Here is a 19,144-nt window from a genome sequence, read left to right on the forward strand (position 1 = left end):
TATGAGGTTTGTTATTTGTATAGTTACGTGTTTATTTTTTTTGGGGACAAATGCTCAAAATTACATTCCAGATATTGAGCCAGAAACCATAGTATATAAAAAAATAGATACTATAAATTTAAATCTTCATATTTATAAACCAAAGAATTTTGATCTTCAAAACACGTATAATTGTATTGTATTTTTTCATGGTGGTGGTTGGAATTCTGGGAACTACAAAGCTTTTAGTAGGCAATCAAAATACTTAGCCTCTCGAGGTTTAATTGCAATTTCTGCAGATTACAGAATTAAAAATAAGCATAACACAACTCCTTTTGATGCAGTTGAAGATGCAAAATCTGCTATAAGATACATTAGGAAACATGCCAAATACTTGAATATTAATCCAAATATGATAGCTGCTGGAGGTGGTTCTGCTGGCGGACATTTAGCTTCAGCTTGTGGAAATATTGAAAAATTAGATAATGTAGACGAAGATCTGTCAATTAGCTCCAAACCAAACGCACTTGTTTTATTTAATCCTGTCTATGACAATAGTAAAAATGGTTTTGGGTATAAAAGAATGGAAGGAAGATATCTCGAAATTTCTCCACTGCATAATATCACAGAAAATGCTCCTCCAACAATTATCTTTTTTGGGACAAAAGATAAAACAACACCTGTAGCTTCCTCTAAATTATATAAACAAAAAATGGATGAGGTGTCAAGCAGGTGTGATTTATTCCTTTATGAAGGTCAAGAGCATTCTTTTTTTAATAGGGGAGAATATTTTATTAAAGCATTAGTTGAAACGGATAAATTCTTAGCATCACTAGGGTATTTAAAAGGCAAACCAACTTTAAAATAAATTTCATGAAAAATACAATTTTAGTACTTTTTATATTTTTAACTTCATTGATTTACGCTCAAAAAACGCCAACAGGAGAAAACCTTGTTGATTACGATCAATTAAAATACATAAAATCAAAAGGAAAAGGTAGCGCAGTTTCAACCCAAGAAGACAGTACTTTTTTGATAGAAACAAAAGAGCAACCAAAATTCATTTATAATTTTGCATCGAGCATCCCACTTCAAAAAAAATCCTATAAAAAAGATCGAGTTTTCTTACTCTCTTACAAAGCAAAAACAGAAATTTCAAGTTTAGAAACGGGAGAAGCAAAAATACTTTGGTTATTTCGTCAATCTAATTCTTATAAAGACAATATTACTATCACACAAAGTTTGTCATCAGAATGGCAAACGTATTATATGCCTTTTCAAACCACAAAATACGTGAGTAAAGAAGAATTAGCTTTAGTTATGCAATTTGGTTTTAGACCACAATCTTTCTTAATAAAAGACATTAAGTTTGAAGTTTTTAAAGAAGGAACAGATATTAATAGATTACCAAAAACAAAAATTACCTATGATGGTATAGCACCTGATGCTAAATGGAGAAAAGACGCATTAGGTAGAATTGAGGCGATAAGAAAAGGGAACTTTTCTGTTGAAATTTACAGAGATGGTAAACCATTAAAAAATAAAACAATTAAAGTACAGTTGGTAAAACATCATTTTGGTTTTGGTGGTGCTTTAGATGCAAAAAATGTAGTTTCTAATTCATTAGATTATCAGAAATTTAAAACAGCTTTTGATTTGGTGGTTTTAGCGAACGATTTAAAAATTAAACGTTGGAATGACAAACAAAAAGAACAAACATTAAAAGCACTAGAAATTTTAAATAAAGATCATATAGAAGTTAAAGGTCATGTACTTATTTGGCCAGGTTTTAATTATTTGACACCAGAAATTAAAAAAAATAAAAACAATCCAGAGAAGGTAAAATCAATAATGGCAGGCCACTTAGATAACATTTTAAAAGAAACAAAAGGCATGGTTTCTCACTGGGATGTTGTAAATGAAGCGTATACCAATAAAGATTTACAAAAAATTACAGGATCTGAAGATATTTTATATAGCGGATTTATAAAATTGGCAAAAGAATATCCAAATATAGAAAGATTTACAAACGAATACGGAATTATAAGCAAAGGAGGAATTGATACAAAAAAACAACAATGGTATTACGATTTTATAAAACGTATAGACGAAAATACAAACAACGCAGTTCAAGGAATTGGAATACAAAGTCATATTGGTACAGATTTAACACCTCCAGAACGAGTATTAGAAATTCTTAGTTTTTATGCTGGTTTAGGTAAAAAAATTGGAATTTCAGAATTTACAATGGATGTGCAAGATCCAGAAATTAGAGAGCAGTACACTAAAGATTTTATGATTGCTGCGTTTAGTCACCCAAACGTTTCAGAGTTTCTTTTTTGGGGTTCTACAGATGATGAACGAAAAAAAGTGGATATTTTTACTCCAGAAGGCGAAATTGGAGTTATGGGAAAAGCTTATTTTTCTCTAGTCCATGATGCTTGGAAAACAAATTTAAACGGTATTACAAACCAAAATGGTATTTTTACAGAAAGAGGTTTTTATGGTACTTACAAATATTCTTTTGTAGATGAAGGAATTCTTCAAACAGGAACTTTTGAATTAAAACCTAGAGCTGCTTCAAAATTTAAAATTGAAATTTAATGAAAAATTATATAATATTAATCTTTTTGGTTTTTACTTTTTCTTGTAAACAAACAGGAAAAGAAACAACCTCAACCGCTCTTCCAAAAGTCAAAGAAGTTGAACAAAAAGAAACACTAAAACCAATTTACGAAAAAGAATACCAAACAAACAATTATACTTTTCATATAAAAGCAATTAATGGTGAAGTAACTAAACTACACATTTATACAAAAGGATTAGAGAATAATTTTGATGAAACTTTTGAAATTGAAGGTCAAGTTTTATCTAGTGCAGAATTAGATATCAACAACGATAATTTTAAAGAATATTACCTGAAAATTCTTCCAACAGACGACTCTGGAAATATAGATTTGATGGGTTTTGCTTCTCATAAAAATAAAAGTATTTATAAAATAGAAGTAAATGAAAGCAATCATTTAAGAGAGGTAAATACAGATAAAATCTCATTTTCTGACAATAAAATTGAACGCTCATTTACTTCAGATGGAAAAGAAAACGGCTACTCATATAATCTTATTTATATCGAAGAAATAAATAAATATATTTTAGAAAATATTTTTAAAGATGAAGATTCTAAATACATGGATTTTACAGAAAATGATGAATTGGCAAAAAAAATAGCAACTTTCTTCAAAGAAGATTATCTAAAATCTGATGTAAACATTCTAACAGAAAACGACAGGAAATTTCAGTTAGCAGAAGTAGATTTAAATAATGATGGTAAAAAAGAAATATTCATCAATTTTATAACTCCTTATTTTTGTGGTTCTGGTGGTTGTAATATGCTGTTATTAGACGCTAATTTTAAAATAATTACCAAATTTTCGGTAATGCAAACGCCACTTTTCTTGCAAAAAGAAACAACTAATAATTGGAAAAATATGCTAATAAGATCTGGAGAAAGTTTTAGACAATTGGTTTATAAAAATGGAAAATATCCTTCAAATCCATCTGTTGTTAAAAAATATCCTTATTCTCCAAGTGGACATGATTGGGTTTTATTTGATGAGCAATTTAGTCCTTCCAAAACATATACTTTCTAATTTATGAAAATAATATATATATCAATTTTAATACTTTTTATTTCTTGTAAAACTAAAGAAAAACCCAATCAATCAACAAAAAAACTGCAGCCCAATATTTTATGGATTGTTACAGAAGATATCAGTCCTACCCTATCGTTTTATGGAGATAGTATTGCAAAAACCCCAAATCTAGATGCTTTAGCGAAAGAAAGTTTAATTTACGATAATGCATTTGCTGTGGTAGGTGTTTGTGCGCCAACAAGATCTTCAATAATTACAGGAATGTACCCAACAACCATTGGTACAATGCACATGAGAACTGGACAAGATGTAATGAGTTGGGGAAAAAGAACTTATAAAAATAGTGAAGAAACACAAAGAAACGACATTGAAAATAATTCAATTCGTCAATATGCAGCTGTAATTCCAGACTTTGTAAAATGCTTTCCTGAGTATCTTCAAGCAGCAGGATATTTTACAACCAATAACCAAAAAACAGATTATCAGTTTGCAGCACCAGTAACAGCTTGGAATCAAAATAATCCAAAAGCACATTGGAAAAATAAACCAGAAAATACACCTTTCTTTTCTGTATTCAATATTGGAACCACACATGAAAGTCAATTGTGGAAAAAAAGCAATTTACCTTTAACTGTAAACCCAGATGATGTAAAAGTACCTGCTTATTTTCCAGATAATGAAGCAACAAGAAACACGATTGCAAGACATTATAGTAATATAGAATTGATGGATGCAGAAGTTGGTGCCATCATCCATCAACTAAAAAAAGACAGTTTGTACGACAATACCATTATTTTCTTTTACAGTGACCATGGAGGACCTTTACCAAGACAAAAAAGAGAAATTTACGACTCTGGTTTAAAAGTACCTTTTATGATTAAAGGTATAAATGATGATAAAAAAGGAAGAACAGACAGATTAATTTCATTTGTAGATTTAGCACCAACCATGTTAAGTATTGCAGGAGTTAAACCACCAAATTACATGGAAGGAAAATCGTTTGCTGGCGATTTCACATCAGAAGAGAGAGACTATGTTTTTGGGAGTTCAGACAGGTTTGATGAATTTACAGACAGAATTCGTGCTGTAAGAAATAAGCAATTTTTATACTTGAAAAATTATTTTCCCAATTTACCAAAATATAAAGATGTTGGTTATAGAAAAAATGTACCCATGATGCCAGTTTTCTTACAGTTAAAAGAAGAAAATAAACTGAATGAAACCCAAGAAATTTGGTTTGAAACCAAAACAGAAGAAGAATTATATGACTGTATAAAAGACCCTGAAAACATACATAATTTGGCTAGTAGCCCAGATTATAAGTCTGTTTTAGTAGAAATGAGAAATACATTAAAAAAGCATCAAGAAAATCGCATAGATTTAGGAGAAATTCCAGAAGTAGTACTTATTAATAAAATGTGGCCAAATTTTGAACAACCTACTACTGAAAATGTTATTATTGAGCTTTCTAACGATAAAATTTCATTATCATCTGCCACAAAAGGTGCTTCTATAGCTTATATAGTTTCTGACAATCCAAATGAAAAATTTGACTTTAATAGTGATTGGAAATTATATACAAAGCCATTTTCCACTACAAAAGGAAATTATATTTATACCATTGCACAACGAATTGGTTTTAAAGAAAGTGAAATATTAAAGGAAAAAATATAGTCATAAAAAAAATCAGTAGTGAGTAAAAACGCTACTGATTTTTTATTGTTAAAAGAAAATTGGGGCTTTCTTTATTTCTTAATTATTTTTTTTGCGATGTTTAAATTTCCATCACCTTTAATTTTTACAATGTAAATTCCTTTTGATGTATTAGATAAATCTATTTGAGTAGTTTTTACATCTTCAAAAGTATATTTAGAAACTACTTGTCCTATTAAATTTACCACTTGTATGGAAACATTGGTATAGCTTTTATCTAAATTAATAGTTAAAAGATTATCTGTTGGATTTGGATAAACACGAATTAGTGTTTCTAGAGTTTCTTCTTCTGTAGAAAGTGTTCCATCAAATGTTTTACCAACCACTTCTATTTCAGCAAACTTTAATTTTTGATTTGTTGGATGAGAAGAATGTATTCTCATATATCTTCCTATAACGTTCAAATTGTCTTGAGAAAATTTTCTTGTTGGTGTACCATCTTTTTGATACTCGAAATCTGCTTCTGCTCTTGAACCAGCAAAAGTTGTACTTGTAAATGGCGTATCTGATATAAAAACAGAAAAGTTTTTAAAATGGTTGGAAACAGTTTCAATTGATGCTCCATTTAACTCTACAGTATTCCAAATATCGAAAAAAGCAATTACTTTTTGCTCACCAAAATCTAAATCATAGTATGGTTCTGAGTCAAATTTAGTATGAGAAAAACTTCCCACAGGCACTAAACCTCTTTGATAATATTGTGCGTTTTCTCGTCCATTATTATTTCCATCAATAGCTTTTTCTGCAGACGTATCAATAGTTACTTCGCCTGTAAAACCATCATTATAGGTGAAATTTGTTTTTGTACTACTTTGAGAAACTTTAGCAAACCTACTTATTAATTGATTTTTTGGCTGAAGATCTATTTCGCTTTCCACTTTAGGGTTTGCAAAAACACCGGAATTTGGCGCATTTTTAATTTTTACTCTTACTGGAAAAGTAGTGTACTTAAAAGTACGTCTGTTTGGTAAACTTTCAGGAATGATAAAATACAGTTGATCATTATCGTTTTCATCTTTGTAAACTCCATTTTCTGCTAAGTATTCTTCAAACTTTGCTTTGGATGCAAATTGGTAAATTCTTGTTGGATAACCAAAACGTAAATCTCCTTGAGCTAACGCTTGTTGGATTCCCATATTGTAACTTCCAAAATCGTCCGTAATAATTCCATCAACTTCAAAACGCAATGCATTTTCTCCAGTTGCTGCATAATCTACTTCTAAGGTAGTATCATCTAAAATGGTAAATGTAGTTGGTCTAGATGTAATTTCATCACTATTTAAATGAATCACATTATCTGGATGTTCTGTATAACTAAAACTTGGATCTACACTTGGATTATCAACTACAATTTCATAAAAATCACCCACATTAGATGTTTCTAGGTTTACAAAAATCCAAGGTGTAAAACCATTATTTCTTGTTTTTGTTCCTTGCGAAGTACTTAAAACAGTTTTAGAAACTCTCACTCCATGTTCTAAATCAACCATTTTTATATTTTCAAATGTTTGGTTGTGAGAGTGTTTCCACATATCTATTCCCAAAGAATTATTTGGATTTTTACCAGAAATAAAAACATCTTTAAAAGAATAATCTGCTTGATAATTGATTAAAAAACCAGTGTTTGCTCCCCAAACTTTAAATTTATCAAAAATAGAACGAGATTCGTGATTTACACCCATGTCTCTTTCTATAGAGCGCAATCCAATATTAGAATCAATTACAGTAGTGTTTTCCATAATTAAAGAAGCTTCAGAAGGAATTACACCATCACCTTCTTTACTATAGCCATTTTTACTTAAAGGAAAATTATCCACTTTATATTTTTCTCCTCTTGTTTCCGCTAAAGCTTTTGCATCTAATCTGTCTAAATTATTAATTGAATTATTCATGTTAATAACGCCAACTCCACGAATTGCGTTGGCAATTACATTGTTTCTGCATAAGACAGCACGTCCTTTCATGGCTAAACCTTGACCAGAGAATAAATAATCATCATGATGTAGTGATGCTGTGTATGGATCTGTATTATGCCCTTGTTTAATGTTTACTACTAAGTTGTTATCCCAAGTTCCTGTTTCACTTCCTGTTTCAGAAACTATTCCTGCACCAGTTACGTCATACACAACATTTTCAGAAATATTTGCATGAGAATCGTGATGTGTAATTCCCCAACCTGGATTGTCCCAAACTACATTTCCTGTAACTTGTGCCATTTTTGAGCCGAAAACTGTACCTAATTTATGTAAGTGAATAGAATATCTTCCTCTTGGATTTGTAACTTCATTCACAGGAATTGCTCTCATTTCTGCAATTTCTTGCCCTAAAGGAGATATTTTTGAGATAAATACTTTTGGTTCTAACCAATTATTCCAAATAAAATCATCCAATAATTTAGATTTATCTGTTCTACCTAAACGTTTAAACTGTGCATTTTTAATTTGTACATTGGTATCATTATGCATTGCCATCACGTGACCTCTTTTTGTTACAGTATTTGTAACTGGAGAAGAAAACACAATATTTCTTGTTAAATTTCCAACATAACAATGCAAATCATCTGCAGGTCGTCCTTGATGATTTTTAGATAAATTTGATTTTAGACTAACAGTATTTCCAGAAATAGCATTAATTTTTACTTGGTCTTCACCATTTTTTGACGTGTTTGCATTTCCTCCACTTGTAATAATAATATCATCATTTGTTTTCCAACCAATAGGAGTTTCTGAAAGTTGAATTGAATTATCTCCAGAAGTTGCATTTGCAGATAATTTTATCATATTGGTTTTTGATTGTCCAATAATTTCAAGTTGTCCCATAGTTACCATGCCTAAACTTAATTGTTTAGGATCCCAACTGTAACGCCCTAAAACACCTTCTCCATCATTTACTGTAGTTCCTGTACTTTCATTGATTCTAAAATCACCGCTATTTGCTTGCTGAATTGTATTATATCTATCATCACCTTGACCTGTTCTGGTTTTAAAAGTTACAGTTTCACCATCTTTGAAATGATTTTTAATAGCAGATGACCAATTATTTGTTCCAGCTTTAAACCCTTCAATATCAAAAGGAGCAATTTCTATTTCTATTTTTCCATCTGAAGGATTATTGGCTAAAAACTTCACATAAGACGTGTGAGTTGCAAAAAAAGTATCGAACTTTAATGCAGTTGTTTGATTTGAATTTGTTTGTGTACAATTGAAAGTTCCATCAACACGAATTGCAAAAATATGTGCAGAAGAGCTTCCTTGATAATTTACTGTAGTGTTTTCTGGAATATAAACAATTGAACCTTCACCAGGAACTGTTCCTGTACTCCATGTACTAGCATCAAACCAAGAGCCTGTTTTTACGGCTGTATGTGTTGTTAAGTTCGTTGGAATCGCATTCATCATATCCATTTGAGCAAAATGGCTAAAAGATGAAAGAAAAATTGCTGTTGACAGTAAAATACGATAGAAGTAATTTTTTTTCATTGTGTAAAAAGTATATCCTCAAAATTATTATTTTTTATCCTTAAAAAGGTTTTGTTATAAGCAAATTAGGTTTGTTTTTTATCGAAATCATTATAAAAACTGACGATTTTTGCTCTCATTGAGCCAAATTTGAAACCTTATTGAATTTAGATATTTTTAAATTTGAAAAAAAATGAATCGAAACAATGATTTTTAAACATTTACATAAACTTATACTTATAGCTAATTTGATTTTATTGTTTTCTTGCGATAATTCAAATTTGAAGGAAAATAATCAAAAACCAAATGTACTCTTGTTACATATGGATGATTTACGCCCAGAATTAGGAAGCTTTGGAGTACAACAAATACAATCTCCAAATATTGATGCATTAGCAAAAAAAGGGGTAAACTTTACAAATGCGTATTGTAATGTGCCAGTTTGTGGAGCTTCTAGGGCAAGTATGTTAACGGGAATGTTACCTACAAAAAAAAGGTTTTTAAACTACGACACATTTGTGGAAAAGGAAACTCCTAGCGCAATTACACTACCTCAATTATTTAAAAATAATGGTTACACAACCATTTCTAACGGAAAAATATATCATCACTTAGATGACAGAGAAAACGATTGGAATGAAGTTTGGAGACCTTATGCATTTGATGCTAATGATAAAGGTTTAGCACCAACAGATTATTGGCAATCGCTTTGGAAAGATTATCAAAATGAAGCAAACATTAAAGAATACAAAGCAACAAATACTGGGCCTGCTTATGAAAAAGCAAATGTTAACGACTCCGTTTATATTGATGGTTTGTTAACCGAAAAAGTAATTCGAGATCTTAAAAAACTGAAAAAAGCCAATAAACCTTTCTTTTTAACAGCAGGATTTATCAGTCCGCATTTACCATTTAATGCGCCAAAAAAATATTGGGATGTATACGATAGAAATACCTTAAAACAACCAGCAAATTACAATTACATTCCTAAAAATGCTCCAAAAATGAGTATTAGTAACTGGCCAGAAATGCGTGCTTATTCAAATATTCCAAAAGAAGGTCAGGTTTCAGATAGTTTAGCTATTAATTTAATTCATGGATATTATGCTACGGTAAGCTACACAGATGCGCTTATAGGTAAGATTTTGATGGAATTAAAAAATCAAAGTTTGGACAAAAATACGATTGTAATTTTGGTTTCAGACCATGGTTATAACTTACAAGAACATACTCAATGGGCAAAATTTACTAATTATAATACATCAACCCAAGTTCCGCTTATTATATACAATCCGTTTTCTAACAATACTGGAGAAAGAAATGCTTTGGTAGAATTGGTTGATGTTTATCCAACTTTAGCAGAATTGTGCAATCTTCAATTACCAGAAAATCAGTTAGATGGTAAAAGTTTGGTTTCCGTTTTAAAAGATGATAAAATAAAAGGTAAAGACCATATTTTCATTAAAAAAGGAAATGGTTTTACTTTAAAAACACCACATTTTAGTTATACCGAATTTATTAAACCAGAAGACAATTCAACAATAACATCAATGCTTTACGATCATAAGATAGATAAAGCAGAAAATATAAATGTTGTAAATTTTCCAGAATACAAAGAGGTTGTGGCTGATTTAAAACAGATTCTGCATACTTCCTATAAGAAAAATATTGATGGCGAATAATAATACTTTAAACTTTGGCACGATTTTGAAGTCATAGTTACTAAACTCAATTAAAAATATGAAATATTATATACTTATACTCACAGTAGTTTTAGGATTTAAAAACAGTATTGCACAAAACAAAGACAAAAGTAAACCTAACGTTTTATTAATTTTTGTTGATGATTTAAGAACCAATTTAGGCGCTTATGGCGATAATCAAGCAATTACGCCAAACATAGATGCTTTAGCAAAACAAGGAGTTACTTTTAGAAATCATCAAGTGCAATATGCTGTTTGTGGACCTTCAAGAGCAGCAATTACAACAGGTTTAATGCCAGAAGAAACAGGTGTCATTGGTTTTAAGCCAATTCGCGGAAAACTTCCAAACGTTACTTTTCTGCCACAACATTTCAAAAATAATGGCTATACAACTGCTGCTGCTGGTAAAATTCACGATCCAAGAACTGTAGGCGATGGTAAAAGTAAAGATGGAGATGATCTTGCTTCTTGGACAATTCCTTATTTAGCACCAAAAGGAGGTCACCATCCAAAAAATATTGCTTTAGATTTTCAAGATTTACCAGATGAAGCTTATGTAGATGGAATTATTAGAACTGAAGGAATTAAATTACTCGAAAAAGTAGCAAAAAAGGATGCCCCATTTTTTATGGCAATTGGTTTTAAGAAACCACATGAACCTTTTATTGCTCCAAAAAAATATTGGAATTTATATGACAACACAAACTTTAAAGTAGCTGAAAATCAAAAAGCTCCTATTGGACGTGATGATTTAAAAACCTATGCCATTAAAGGAAAAGATGTAAAACAAAACATGAATCCAGAAACTGGATTAATTAACGAAGATTTTCAACTAAAGTTAAAACAAGGTTATTACGCATGTACCTCTTTCGTTGATGCACAAATAGGAATGATAATGAAAAAAGTGAAGGAATTAGGTGTTGCAGATAATACAATTATTGTACTTTGGGGAGATCATGGTTTGTTTTTAGGAGAACATGGTCGTTGGAATAAACACTCTAATTTAGAAGTTGCATCATCATCACCATTAATTATTATAGACCCAAGAAATCCAAAAGCCAAAGGAGAAACATTTTCTGCTGTATCAACAGTTGATATTTATCCAACCTTATGTGAATTAGCTGGTTTAAAAATTCCAGAACAGCCTAAAAATAAAAACAGTACAGATGGAAGATCAATTAAAGGGAGAAGTTTAGTACCAATTTTAAATGATACGGAAGCACAAGTAAAAATTGGAGCCATTACATTGTATAGAGGTCAACGTGGTTTGGGTTATGGTTACAGAATTAAAGGAAAATATAGATATATAGAATGGGTTAATAAAAAAGGTGGAGAAAATCTATATGAATTGTATGATTATGAAAAAGACCCAAATGAAACTCAAAATTTAGCAGTTACTCAAAAAGAAAAATACGCTCCGTTATTACATAAATTTTCAAGAAATATTAGAAGTTTTGGAGAGGCAGATGGTTGTTTAGCCTTATTAAAAACAAAACCTTTTGAATTAAAAGACAAAAGTAAAATTTTAGTAAGAGATGCTGATGGTGATGGAATTCCTGATGATAAAGAAGGAAAAGGAGATTTAGATGGAGATGGAATACCTAATTATTTGGATAAAGATTAAATTGTGAAAAACTTCTTACTTCTAGCTTTACTAACTATTTCATTAATAAGTTTCGCTCAAAAAAATAATAAAAACTACAAAGAGCAATGGCAATTTGAGGCCAAAGACTCTTCGATGTATGTTACTGCAGCTCAACAAAGAGAATTGTTCGCAACAGATAAAGAGATGCAATGGTTTAAAGATGCAAAATTGGGCATTTTTGTACATTGGGGACCAGCCTTGTTAAAAACCAACGTACTAAGTTGGGGACGATTTGGAGAAAGACCAGGAGCTGGAAAACCTGCAACAAATGGTGTAGTACCAGAAGTTTATGACAATTTATACAAGAAGTTTAATCCTAAAAATTTTGATGCAGACAAATGGATGCAACAAGTAAAAGATTGGGGAGCAGAATACATTGTATTTACTGCAAAACATCATGATGGTTTTACTTTTTTTGATGCAAAAAACACAGACTATTCTATAATGAATACGCCTTATGGAAAAGATATCTGCAAACAGTTAGCTGATGCTGCGCACAAAGCTGGTGTAAAATTATTTTGGTATTATTCGCAGCCAGATTGGACGCATCCAGACAATTTACGTGAAAAACATTACGAGAATTATTTACCATACATGAAAGAGCATGTTAAGCAATTATTCACAGAATATGGAAAAATTGATGGTGTGTTTTGGGATCATTTAGCAACCAAATATTGGCAATGGGATTCTTATCACGTATTAAAAGACCTAAAAAAATGGCAACCAGGAATTATAAGCAATGCTAGAACTGGTTTTGGTTGGCCATTAAATGATAGAGGAGATTATGATACGCCAGAACAAAGTTTAGGTCCCGTAAATCATCATCGCTATTGGGAAGCTTGTTTAACCATGACAGATAAATGGTTATACAGCCCAAAAGGTCCTATTAAACCTTATGAAACTGTTTTAGGAATGTTAATTCAAGTTGCTGGAAATGGTGGGAATCTATTATTAAATTTAGGACCTAATGGAAAAGGAGAATTTGTAGAAAAAGAAGCAATTGAAGCCAAAAAAGTTGGAGATTGGATTAAAAAATACGGCAAAACTATAAAAAACACACGAAGAGGAATATACATTGGTGGCGATTATGGAGCTTCTACTCAAGTTGGAAACAAACTGTACATTCACGTTTTGCAAAAAAGAGCAAATAATGCATTTGCAAGTATAGAATTACCAAAATTACCAACAGAAATTATAGCTGCAAAAGGCATTACAGATGGTTTTGAGAACTATGAAATTAAAAATGGAAAATTAATCCTTCATTTTGATAAATCTGAATTTGATAAAAATTTAGATAATATTGTTGAACTAACTTTAGCCAAAAACCCATCAAATTTTGAAAGAATTGAAACATGGAAAGCAATAACAATTGCTAAAAAAGAGTTTGATGTAAATTCATCATCATTTATAAAAATTAAGAACAAACCAGAGGTAATTTACAGTACCAAAGGAAATGTGTTTAGTGAAGGTATTCACTTAAAATCTTGGTGGGAACCTTCAAAAGATGATAAAAACCCAAGTTTAAGTTTAGATTTTAAATCGGCTAAAAAAGTAAAAACGGTTTTATTAAGTGAAAATATGCGTTCACACTGTGTACGAAATTTTACTATTGAAACAAAAGACAATATCGGAAATTGGAAAACTTGTTATCAAGGAAAAACAATTGGAGAAGGTTTACGAATTAAATTGAATGGAAATGCGATTTATGGAATTCGTTTAAACGTTTTAGAAAACACGAAAAATATTCAAATTACAGCTTTTAACGTTTATGAATAAATTAAATATTATGATTAGGCAATTAACTTTAATTGGCATTTTAACGATAACATTTCTTTCTTGTACCTCAGTAAGCAAGGTAAAAAACAACTCAACTACAATCACTGAAGTGATTGGCGTAAAGCCGGAATTGGTTCGTGAGCCGTATTTGCAAAAAGTTCGCGAAGAATCTGCTATTATTACATGGAAAACAAACGGAATAGTTACAAATTGCTACGTATCTTATTCAGAAAATGGAACTGAAGATAAAACAATCGTTAAAGGGTATTTAACGGCTCATGAAGGTTTTATGTTTAACGAGGTTTCAATTTTAGGGTTAAAACCAAACACAACTTACAACTATTCCATTTATTCTAATGGGCATGTTTTAGCTACAGGAAAAGATTATTACTTTAAAACTGCGCCATCAAATAAAAATCAAGCTTTTAGCTTTTATGCATTAGGTGATATTGGAGCAAAAGAAAAAAGTAGTTTTGCGAAAGAACCAGCAAACCGAATTACAGAATTAGCAATTAAACCTGACTTTGGTTTAGGTTTAGGAGATATTGTGTATCCAAAAGGTGAAAGTAAAAATTACGATAATCATTTATTTAAGCCATTTAAAGAAGTCTTTAAAAATATTCCTTTTTATCCTGTTGCAGGAAACCATGATTGGTTAAGTATAAATCATGATGAGAACTTTAAAAAAGAGTGGAATTTACCTAACAAAGAATATTATTATTCATTCACTTACGCGAATACGTTATTTATAGGATTAGATTCTAGAGATGGTAATTTTTACGACTACGAACATCAAACCATTTGGTTAGAAAAAACCTTAAAAGAAAATAAAGATACATACGATTGGATTGTTGTTTATTTACACCACAATGGAAAAAGTTGTACGTACAAAAATGATTATGAGCATGTAAAAGGTCTTTACGATGTGTTTGCAAAAAATAGTGTAGATTTAGTATTAAATGGTCATGCACATACTTACGAGCGACTAAAACCTTATGATGCTTTTGGAAATGTAGATGCATCAGAGACAAATCAAACAAACTATAAAAATTTAGAAAACAGATTTATTTCTGTAACTATTGGTGCTGGAGGAAAAATCAATAAAAAATGGAAACCAGACGCTAACAATTCTGAAAATTGTGATGATGGAACCATTGTAGCACATTCTGAACACGTACCAAGTTTTGGATTGATTACTATTGAAAAGAAAACATTAACTTTTAAAGGAATCAACTCTTACACAGGGGAAACTTTTGATGAATTTGTGATTAATAAATAAATGAAGAAAATTACACATATAATTTTTGGATTATCATTCTTTTTGTGTTCGGCACAGAAAGAAAACGTATCATCAAAAAAAGGATATAAAAAACCAAACATTGTTTACATTTTGGCCGATGATTTAGGAATTGGTGATATTTCTGGCTTAAATGCTAATGCAAAAGTAAACACTCCAAATATTGATGCATTAATCAAAAACGGAATGTCTTTTACAGACGCACATACAACTTCGTCTGTTTGTACACCATCAAGATATAGTATTATTACTGGTGAATATTCTTGGAGAACAAAATTAAAAGCAAGAGTTTTAGATGGCTATTCAAAAGCATTAATTGAAGATTCAAAAGATACTGCACCTAAATTATTGCAAAGAAATGGTTACCAAACTGCAATGATTGGCAAATGGCATTTGGGTTGGAATTGGCAGTTTAAAAATGAAGAAGTATTGGAAATGACTGCTAAAAATCCTTATCAATTTAAAGAAGATATCAGTAAAAAAGTAGATTACAGTAAATCTTTTTCTGGTGGACCAACAGATAATGGTTTCGATTATTTCTTCGGATTAAATGCCTCTTTAGACTTCCCTCCTTACGTTTATTCAGAAAACAACAAGCTAATTACCATTCCTACTAAAACTATGAAACCTGATGGAAAAAGTAATAATTTTCCTGGTGGAAGAAAAAATGATTTGGTTGGCGGACAAAAATTAAAACGAAAAGGAGATAAAGCTGCAGATTTTAAAGCAGAACAAGTTATGCTAGATATAACCAATAAATCTGTAGATTATATTACTAATTATTCATCTAAAAATCCGTTCTTTTTATACATTCCTTTAACTGCACCTCATACGCCAGTGTATCCAAGAGAAGAATTCTTAGGAAAAAGTGATGCTGGAATTTATGGTGATTTTATCCAAGAATTAGATTGGACAGTTGGACAAATTGTTAATGCTTTAAAAGAAAAAGGATTAGAAGAAAATACCATTATCATTTTTACTGCAGATAATGGTGCTTCAAAATCATCTTTTCCTATTGAGTTTGAGGAAAAGTACCATCACAAACCAAGTGCACATTTAAGAGGTAGAAAAGCAACACTGCATCAAGGTGGTCATACAGTTCCTTTTATTGTTCAGTGGAAAAACATAATCAAACCAAACACAAAAAACAACACAACCATTTCTTTGGGAGATTTATATGCGACTTGTGCAGAATTGGTAAATGCTAAAACAGATAAAAATCAAGGAGTAGATAGTTACAGTATTTTATCACTATTAAAAGGGAAAGATAATTACGAGAGAAAAGCTTCTGTGTATACCAACTTTGCAGGTAGATTTTCAATTAGAAAAGACGATTGGAAAATGGATTTAAACCCAAAAAAAGGAAAGAGTTATTTGTTTAATATTGCTGAAGACCCATCAGAAACCAATAATTTATTTTATGATGATTCCTTTTCTAAAAAGAAAAAAGAGTTGACTTTAGCTCTAAATCAAATCATTTTAAATGGAAGAAGTACAACAGGTGAAGTTTTAGAAAACGATGGTCCAAAAATTTGGAAAGAATTGTTCTGGATGAAAAAGAAAAAGCAAAAATAACATGAGAAAACTTTCTACATTATTACTAGTATTAATTGCTTTTCAAAGTTGTAAAGCACAAACATCTAGCCTTAAAAACAAACAAAAACAGCCTAATGTACTTTTTATTCTAGCAGACGATTTAGGTATAAATGCACTTAATTGTTATGGAAATAATTTGGTAGAATCTCCAAATATCGATAACCTTTTTGCTGAAGGAATGCATTTTACAAATGGATATTCAAACGATCCTACTTGTGCGCCTTCAAGAGCATCAATATTATCTGGACAATACGTTCCAAGGCATAAAGTGTATAGAGTTGCAGATCGTTATAAAAGCGATAAAAAAACATTAGAAGCTATGCAGTTTTTACCTCCAGAAATAAATAAAGTAAAAGGTTCTGGAGCTGGTTTATCTTTAGATAAAATTACCATTGCAGAAGCATTGAAAACCAATAACTATAAAACTGCTGCTTACGGAAAATGGCATTTAGGTAAAAATGAATTGCAAATACAAAATCAAGGTTTTGATGAGGGTTTTGAAATTACAAATCATTATAACTTTAAAACCTCACCACTTCAAGAGGATGTTGATAACACACAATATTCAGCAGATTTTATTACAAAAAAAACTATTGATTTTATCAAAAAATCAAAAGCATCAAATCAACCATTTTTTGCTTATGTCCCTTATTACTTAGTCCACAAACCTTTAGAACCAAAAGCTGAATATCTGAAACATTTTAAACAAAAATTAAAAGGAAATAAGGATGTTGGTAATGACGAAATTAAGGTTTTGGCAATGATTAAAAGTTTAGATGAAAGCGTTGGACAATTATTGCAAACTTTAAAAAATTTAGATTTAGAAGATGATACAATTATTGTTTTTACAAGCGATAATGGACATTACAAAACCGAAAGCAATATTTTTAATCAACCTTACAAAGGTGTAAAGGGACAAACTTTAGAAGGCGGAATTAGAGTTCCTTATATTTTTACATGGAAAAATAAAATTAAGGCAGGTTCTAAATCTACAGAACCTATTATTCACGTTGATATTTATCCAACTTTGTTGGGATTAACAAATACAACTAAACCAGAAAATTATATGTTAGATGGTGAAGATATTTCATCAATTTTATTAGGAAAAACAACAAAAACAAAAAGAGATGCTTTAGTTTGGCAATATACCAATTATGCAAGGTGGAATGAAAAGCGAAAAGCGTTTGCGAGTGAATGGGTAAACGTCATACAAATGGATGGTTTTAAAATGACAGAAGTTGTGGAAAGTGATACCTATTATTTATATGATTTGAACAAAGATCCTTATGAAACGAAAGAAGTTTCGAAGAAAAATCCACAGATAGTTTCTAAATTAAAAGCCACATTGAAACAATGGAAACAAGAAACAGGATATGAAAACCCAAAAATAAACCCGAATTATAAAAAATCTTAAATAATAAAAATGAAGCAATTAATACTTTTTTTCTTTATTCTTTCTAGCGTTGTTGGATGTAAAAATTCTGATAAAAAAAATAATTTAAATACATCTCTTTTTGCAAAATCCAATTTAATTCCTTGGTCTATTGTTGGTTTTGATGTTAAAGAACGTACACCAAAAGAGCGTTTAGAAATGTTAGAACGTTTGGGGTATAATCAATATGCGTATGGAAATCGCCCAAAGCACATTCCTACAATGAAAACAGAATGGCAGTTGGCAAAAGAAAAAGGGATTGACATAAAAGCAGTTTGGTTGTATATTAATTTGAATAAAGACAGTGTTGGGAAATTAAAACCAGAAAGCGAAATTATTTTTAAAAATTTAAAGGAAGTTGGTTTAAAAACTCAAATTTGGGTAGGATTTCAGCCTACTTATTTTGATAAGTTATCAGATTCAGCATCCTTTAATCAATCTAAAGATATGATTGAATATCTATCTAAAAAGGCTAGCAAAATAGGTTGTAAAATTGCGTTATACAATCATGGAGGTTGGTTTGGAAATCCAGAAAATCAACTTAAAATAATTAAATCTTTACCTAACGAAGATTTGGGAATCATTTTCAATTTTCATCATGCACATGAAGAATTAGAAAATTACAGTCAAAATATCAAGAACATCTTTCCGTATTTATGGTGTGTAAATTTAAATGGAATGGAAAAAAATGGCGAAAAAATAATTACAATTGGCAAGGGTAATTTAGAAAAAGACATGATTCAGCAATTATTAGGCTTAAATTATTCTGGTCCTTTTGGAATTTTAGGACATGTAAAAGGTGGTGATCCAGAAATTATTTTACAACAAAATTTTGATGGATTGCAACAACTTTTTACAGCAAAAAAATAGTTTTTATAGTTTTCTCCAAACC

General features: G+C 30.4%; 12 protein-coding genes. 11 read left to right on the forward strand and 1 reads right to left on the reverse strand.

What is annotated here, in order from left to right; all coding sequences use genetic code 11:
- The first annotated feature begins 1 nt into the window (after position 1).
- Genes FDT66_RS11860 through FDT66_RS11875 form a run of 4 tightly spaced genes read left to right on the forward strand, consistent with a single transcriptional unit; the run spans position 2 to position 5,306 of the window.
- Entirely contained in the window at positions 2–847 is an 846-nt protein-coding gene (locus tag FDT66_RS11860) for an alpha/beta hydrolase (protein ID WP_138536806.1), read from the forward strand.
- 5 nt (positions 848–852) lie between these two features.
- Positions 853–2,583 (forward strand): endo-1,4-beta-xylanase, encoded by a 1,731-nt coding sequence (locus tag FDT66_RS11865; protein WP_138536808.1) that lies wholly within the window; start codon positions 853–855, stop codon positions 2,581–2,583.
- Positions 2,583–3,629, forward strand: a complete 1,047-nt coding sequence (locus FDT66_RS11870) for a hypothetical protein (RefSeq protein WP_138536809.1) — start codon at positions 2,583–2,585, stop codon at positions 3,627–3,629. Before FDT66_RS11865 ends, FDT66_RS11870 begins: the two co-directional genes overlap by 1 nt.
- A 3-nt stretch (positions 3,630–3,632) precedes the next feature.
- The gene (locus tag FDT66_RS11875) at positions 3,633–5,306 is read left to right on the forward strand and encodes a sulfatase family protein (RefSeq protein WP_138536811.1); all 1,674 of its coding nucleotides are present in this window, start codon (positions 3,633–3,635) and stop codon (positions 5,304–5,306) included.
- Between the two features lie 71 nt (positions 5,307–5,377).
- Here FDT66_RS11875 and FDT66_RS11880 read toward each other — a convergent pair whose 3' ends face one another.
- Positions 5,378–8,824 carry a T9SS type A sorting domain-containing protein gene (locus FDT66_RS11880; RefSeq protein WP_138536813.1) on the reverse strand — a complete coding sequence of 1,149 codons (3,447 nt, stop codon included), beginning with the start codon at positions 8,822–8,824 and terminating at the stop codon, positions 5,378–5,380.
- A 260-nt stretch (positions 8,825–9,084) separates the two neighbouring features.
- Here FDT66_RS11880 and FDT66_RS11885 point away from each other — a divergent pair, with 260 nt between their 5' ends.
- From FDT66_RS11885 to FDT66_RS11915, 7 genes are read left to right on the forward strand one after another with little or no spacing between them, the layout of a single operon-like run.
- On the forward strand, positions 9,085–10,485 hold the full coding sequence (locus FDT66_RS11885; protein WP_222927920.1) for a sulfatase: 1,401 nt from the start codon (positions 9,085–9,087) through the stop codon (positions 10,483–10,485).
- 58 nt (positions 10,486–10,543) lie between these two features.
- Positions 10,544–12,130 carry a sulfatase-like hydrolase/transferase gene (locus FDT66_RS11890; RefSeq protein ID WP_138536817.1) on the forward strand — a complete coding sequence of 529 codons (1,587 nt, stop codon included), beginning with the start codon at positions 10,544–10,546 and terminating at the stop codon, positions 12,128–12,130.
- A 3-nt stretch (positions 12,131–12,133) separates the two neighbouring features.
- Positions 12,134–13,927, forward strand: a complete 1,794-nt coding sequence (locus FDT66_RS11895) for an alpha-L-fucosidase (RefSeq protein WP_138536819.1) — start codon at positions 12,134–12,136, stop codon at positions 13,925–13,927.
- Between the two features lie 10 nt (positions 13,928–13,937).
- Entirely contained in the window at positions 13,938–15,206 is a 1,269-nt protein-coding gene (locus FDT66_RS11900) for a purple acid phosphatase family protein (RefSeq protein ID WP_171032379.1), read from the forward strand.
- A complete protein-coding gene (locus tag FDT66_RS11905) occupies positions 15,207–16,799 on the forward strand; it encodes a sulfatase family protein (RefSeq protein WP_138536823.1) in 1,593 nt (530 codons plus the stop codon). It begins immediately after the preceding gene.
- Between the two features lies 1 nt (position 16,800).
- Positions 16,801–18,234 carry a sulfatase gene (locus tag FDT66_RS11910; protein WP_138536825.1) on the forward strand — a complete coding sequence of 478 codons (1,434 nt, stop codon included), beginning with the start codon at positions 16,801–16,803 and terminating at the stop codon, positions 18,232–18,234.
- A gap of 9 nt (positions 18,235–18,243) precedes the next feature.
- Positions 18,244–19,122, forward strand: a complete 879-nt coding sequence (locus FDT66_RS11915; RefSeq protein ID WP_138536827.1) for a sugar phosphate isomerase/epimerase family protein — start codon at positions 18,244–18,246, stop codon at positions 19,120–19,122.
- Positions 19,123–19,144 lie beyond the last annotated feature (22 nt).

Source organism: Polaribacter aestuariivivens (assembly GCF_005885675.1).
Taxonomy (GTDB): domain Bacteria; phylum Bacteroidota; class Bacteroidia; order Flavobacteriales; family Flavobacteriaceae; genus Polaribacter; species Polaribacter aestuariivivens.

Excerpts from the sequence above, each read along its gene's own strand:
- FDT66_RS11880 (WP_138536813.1), bottom strand. The coding sequence starts at position 8,824 with ATGAAAAAAAATTACTTCTATCGTATTTTACTGTCAACAGCAATTTTT.
- FDT66_RS11870 (WP_138536809.1), top strand. The coding sequence starts at position 2,583 with ATGAAAAATTATATAATATTAATCTTTTTGGTTTTTACTTTTTCTTGT.
- FDT66_RS11915 (WP_138536827.1), top strand. The coding sequence starts at position 18,244 with ATGAAGCAATTAATACTTTTTTTCTTTATTCTTTCTAGCGTTGTTGGA.
- FDT66_RS11905 (WP_138536823.1), top strand. The coding sequence starts at position 15,207 with ATGAAGAAAATTACACATATAATTTTTGGATTATCATTCTTTTTGTGT.
- FDT66_RS11865 (WP_138536808.1), top strand. The coding sequence starts at position 853 with ATGAAAAATACAATTTTAGTACTTTTTATATTTTTAACTTCATTGATT.
- FDT66_RS11900 (WP_171032379.1), top strand. The coding sequence starts at position 13,938 with ATGATTAGGCAATTAACTTTAATTGGCATTTTAACGATAACATTTCTT.
- FDT66_RS11890 (WP_138536817.1), top strand. The coding sequence starts at position 10,544 with ATGAAATATTATATACTTATACTCACAGTAGTTTTAGGATTTAAAAAC.
- FDT66_RS11860 (WP_138536806.1), top strand. The coding sequence starts at position 2 with ATGAGGTTTGTTATTTGTATAGTTACGTGTTTATTTTTTTTGGGGACA.
- FDT66_RS11875 (WP_138536811.1), top strand. The coding sequence starts at position 3,633 with ATGAAAATAATATATATATCAATTTTAATACTTTTTATTTCTTGTAAA.
- FDT66_RS11910 (WP_138536825.1), top strand. The coding sequence starts at position 16,801 with ATGAGAAAACTTTCTACATTATTACTAGTATTAATTGCTTTTCAAAGT.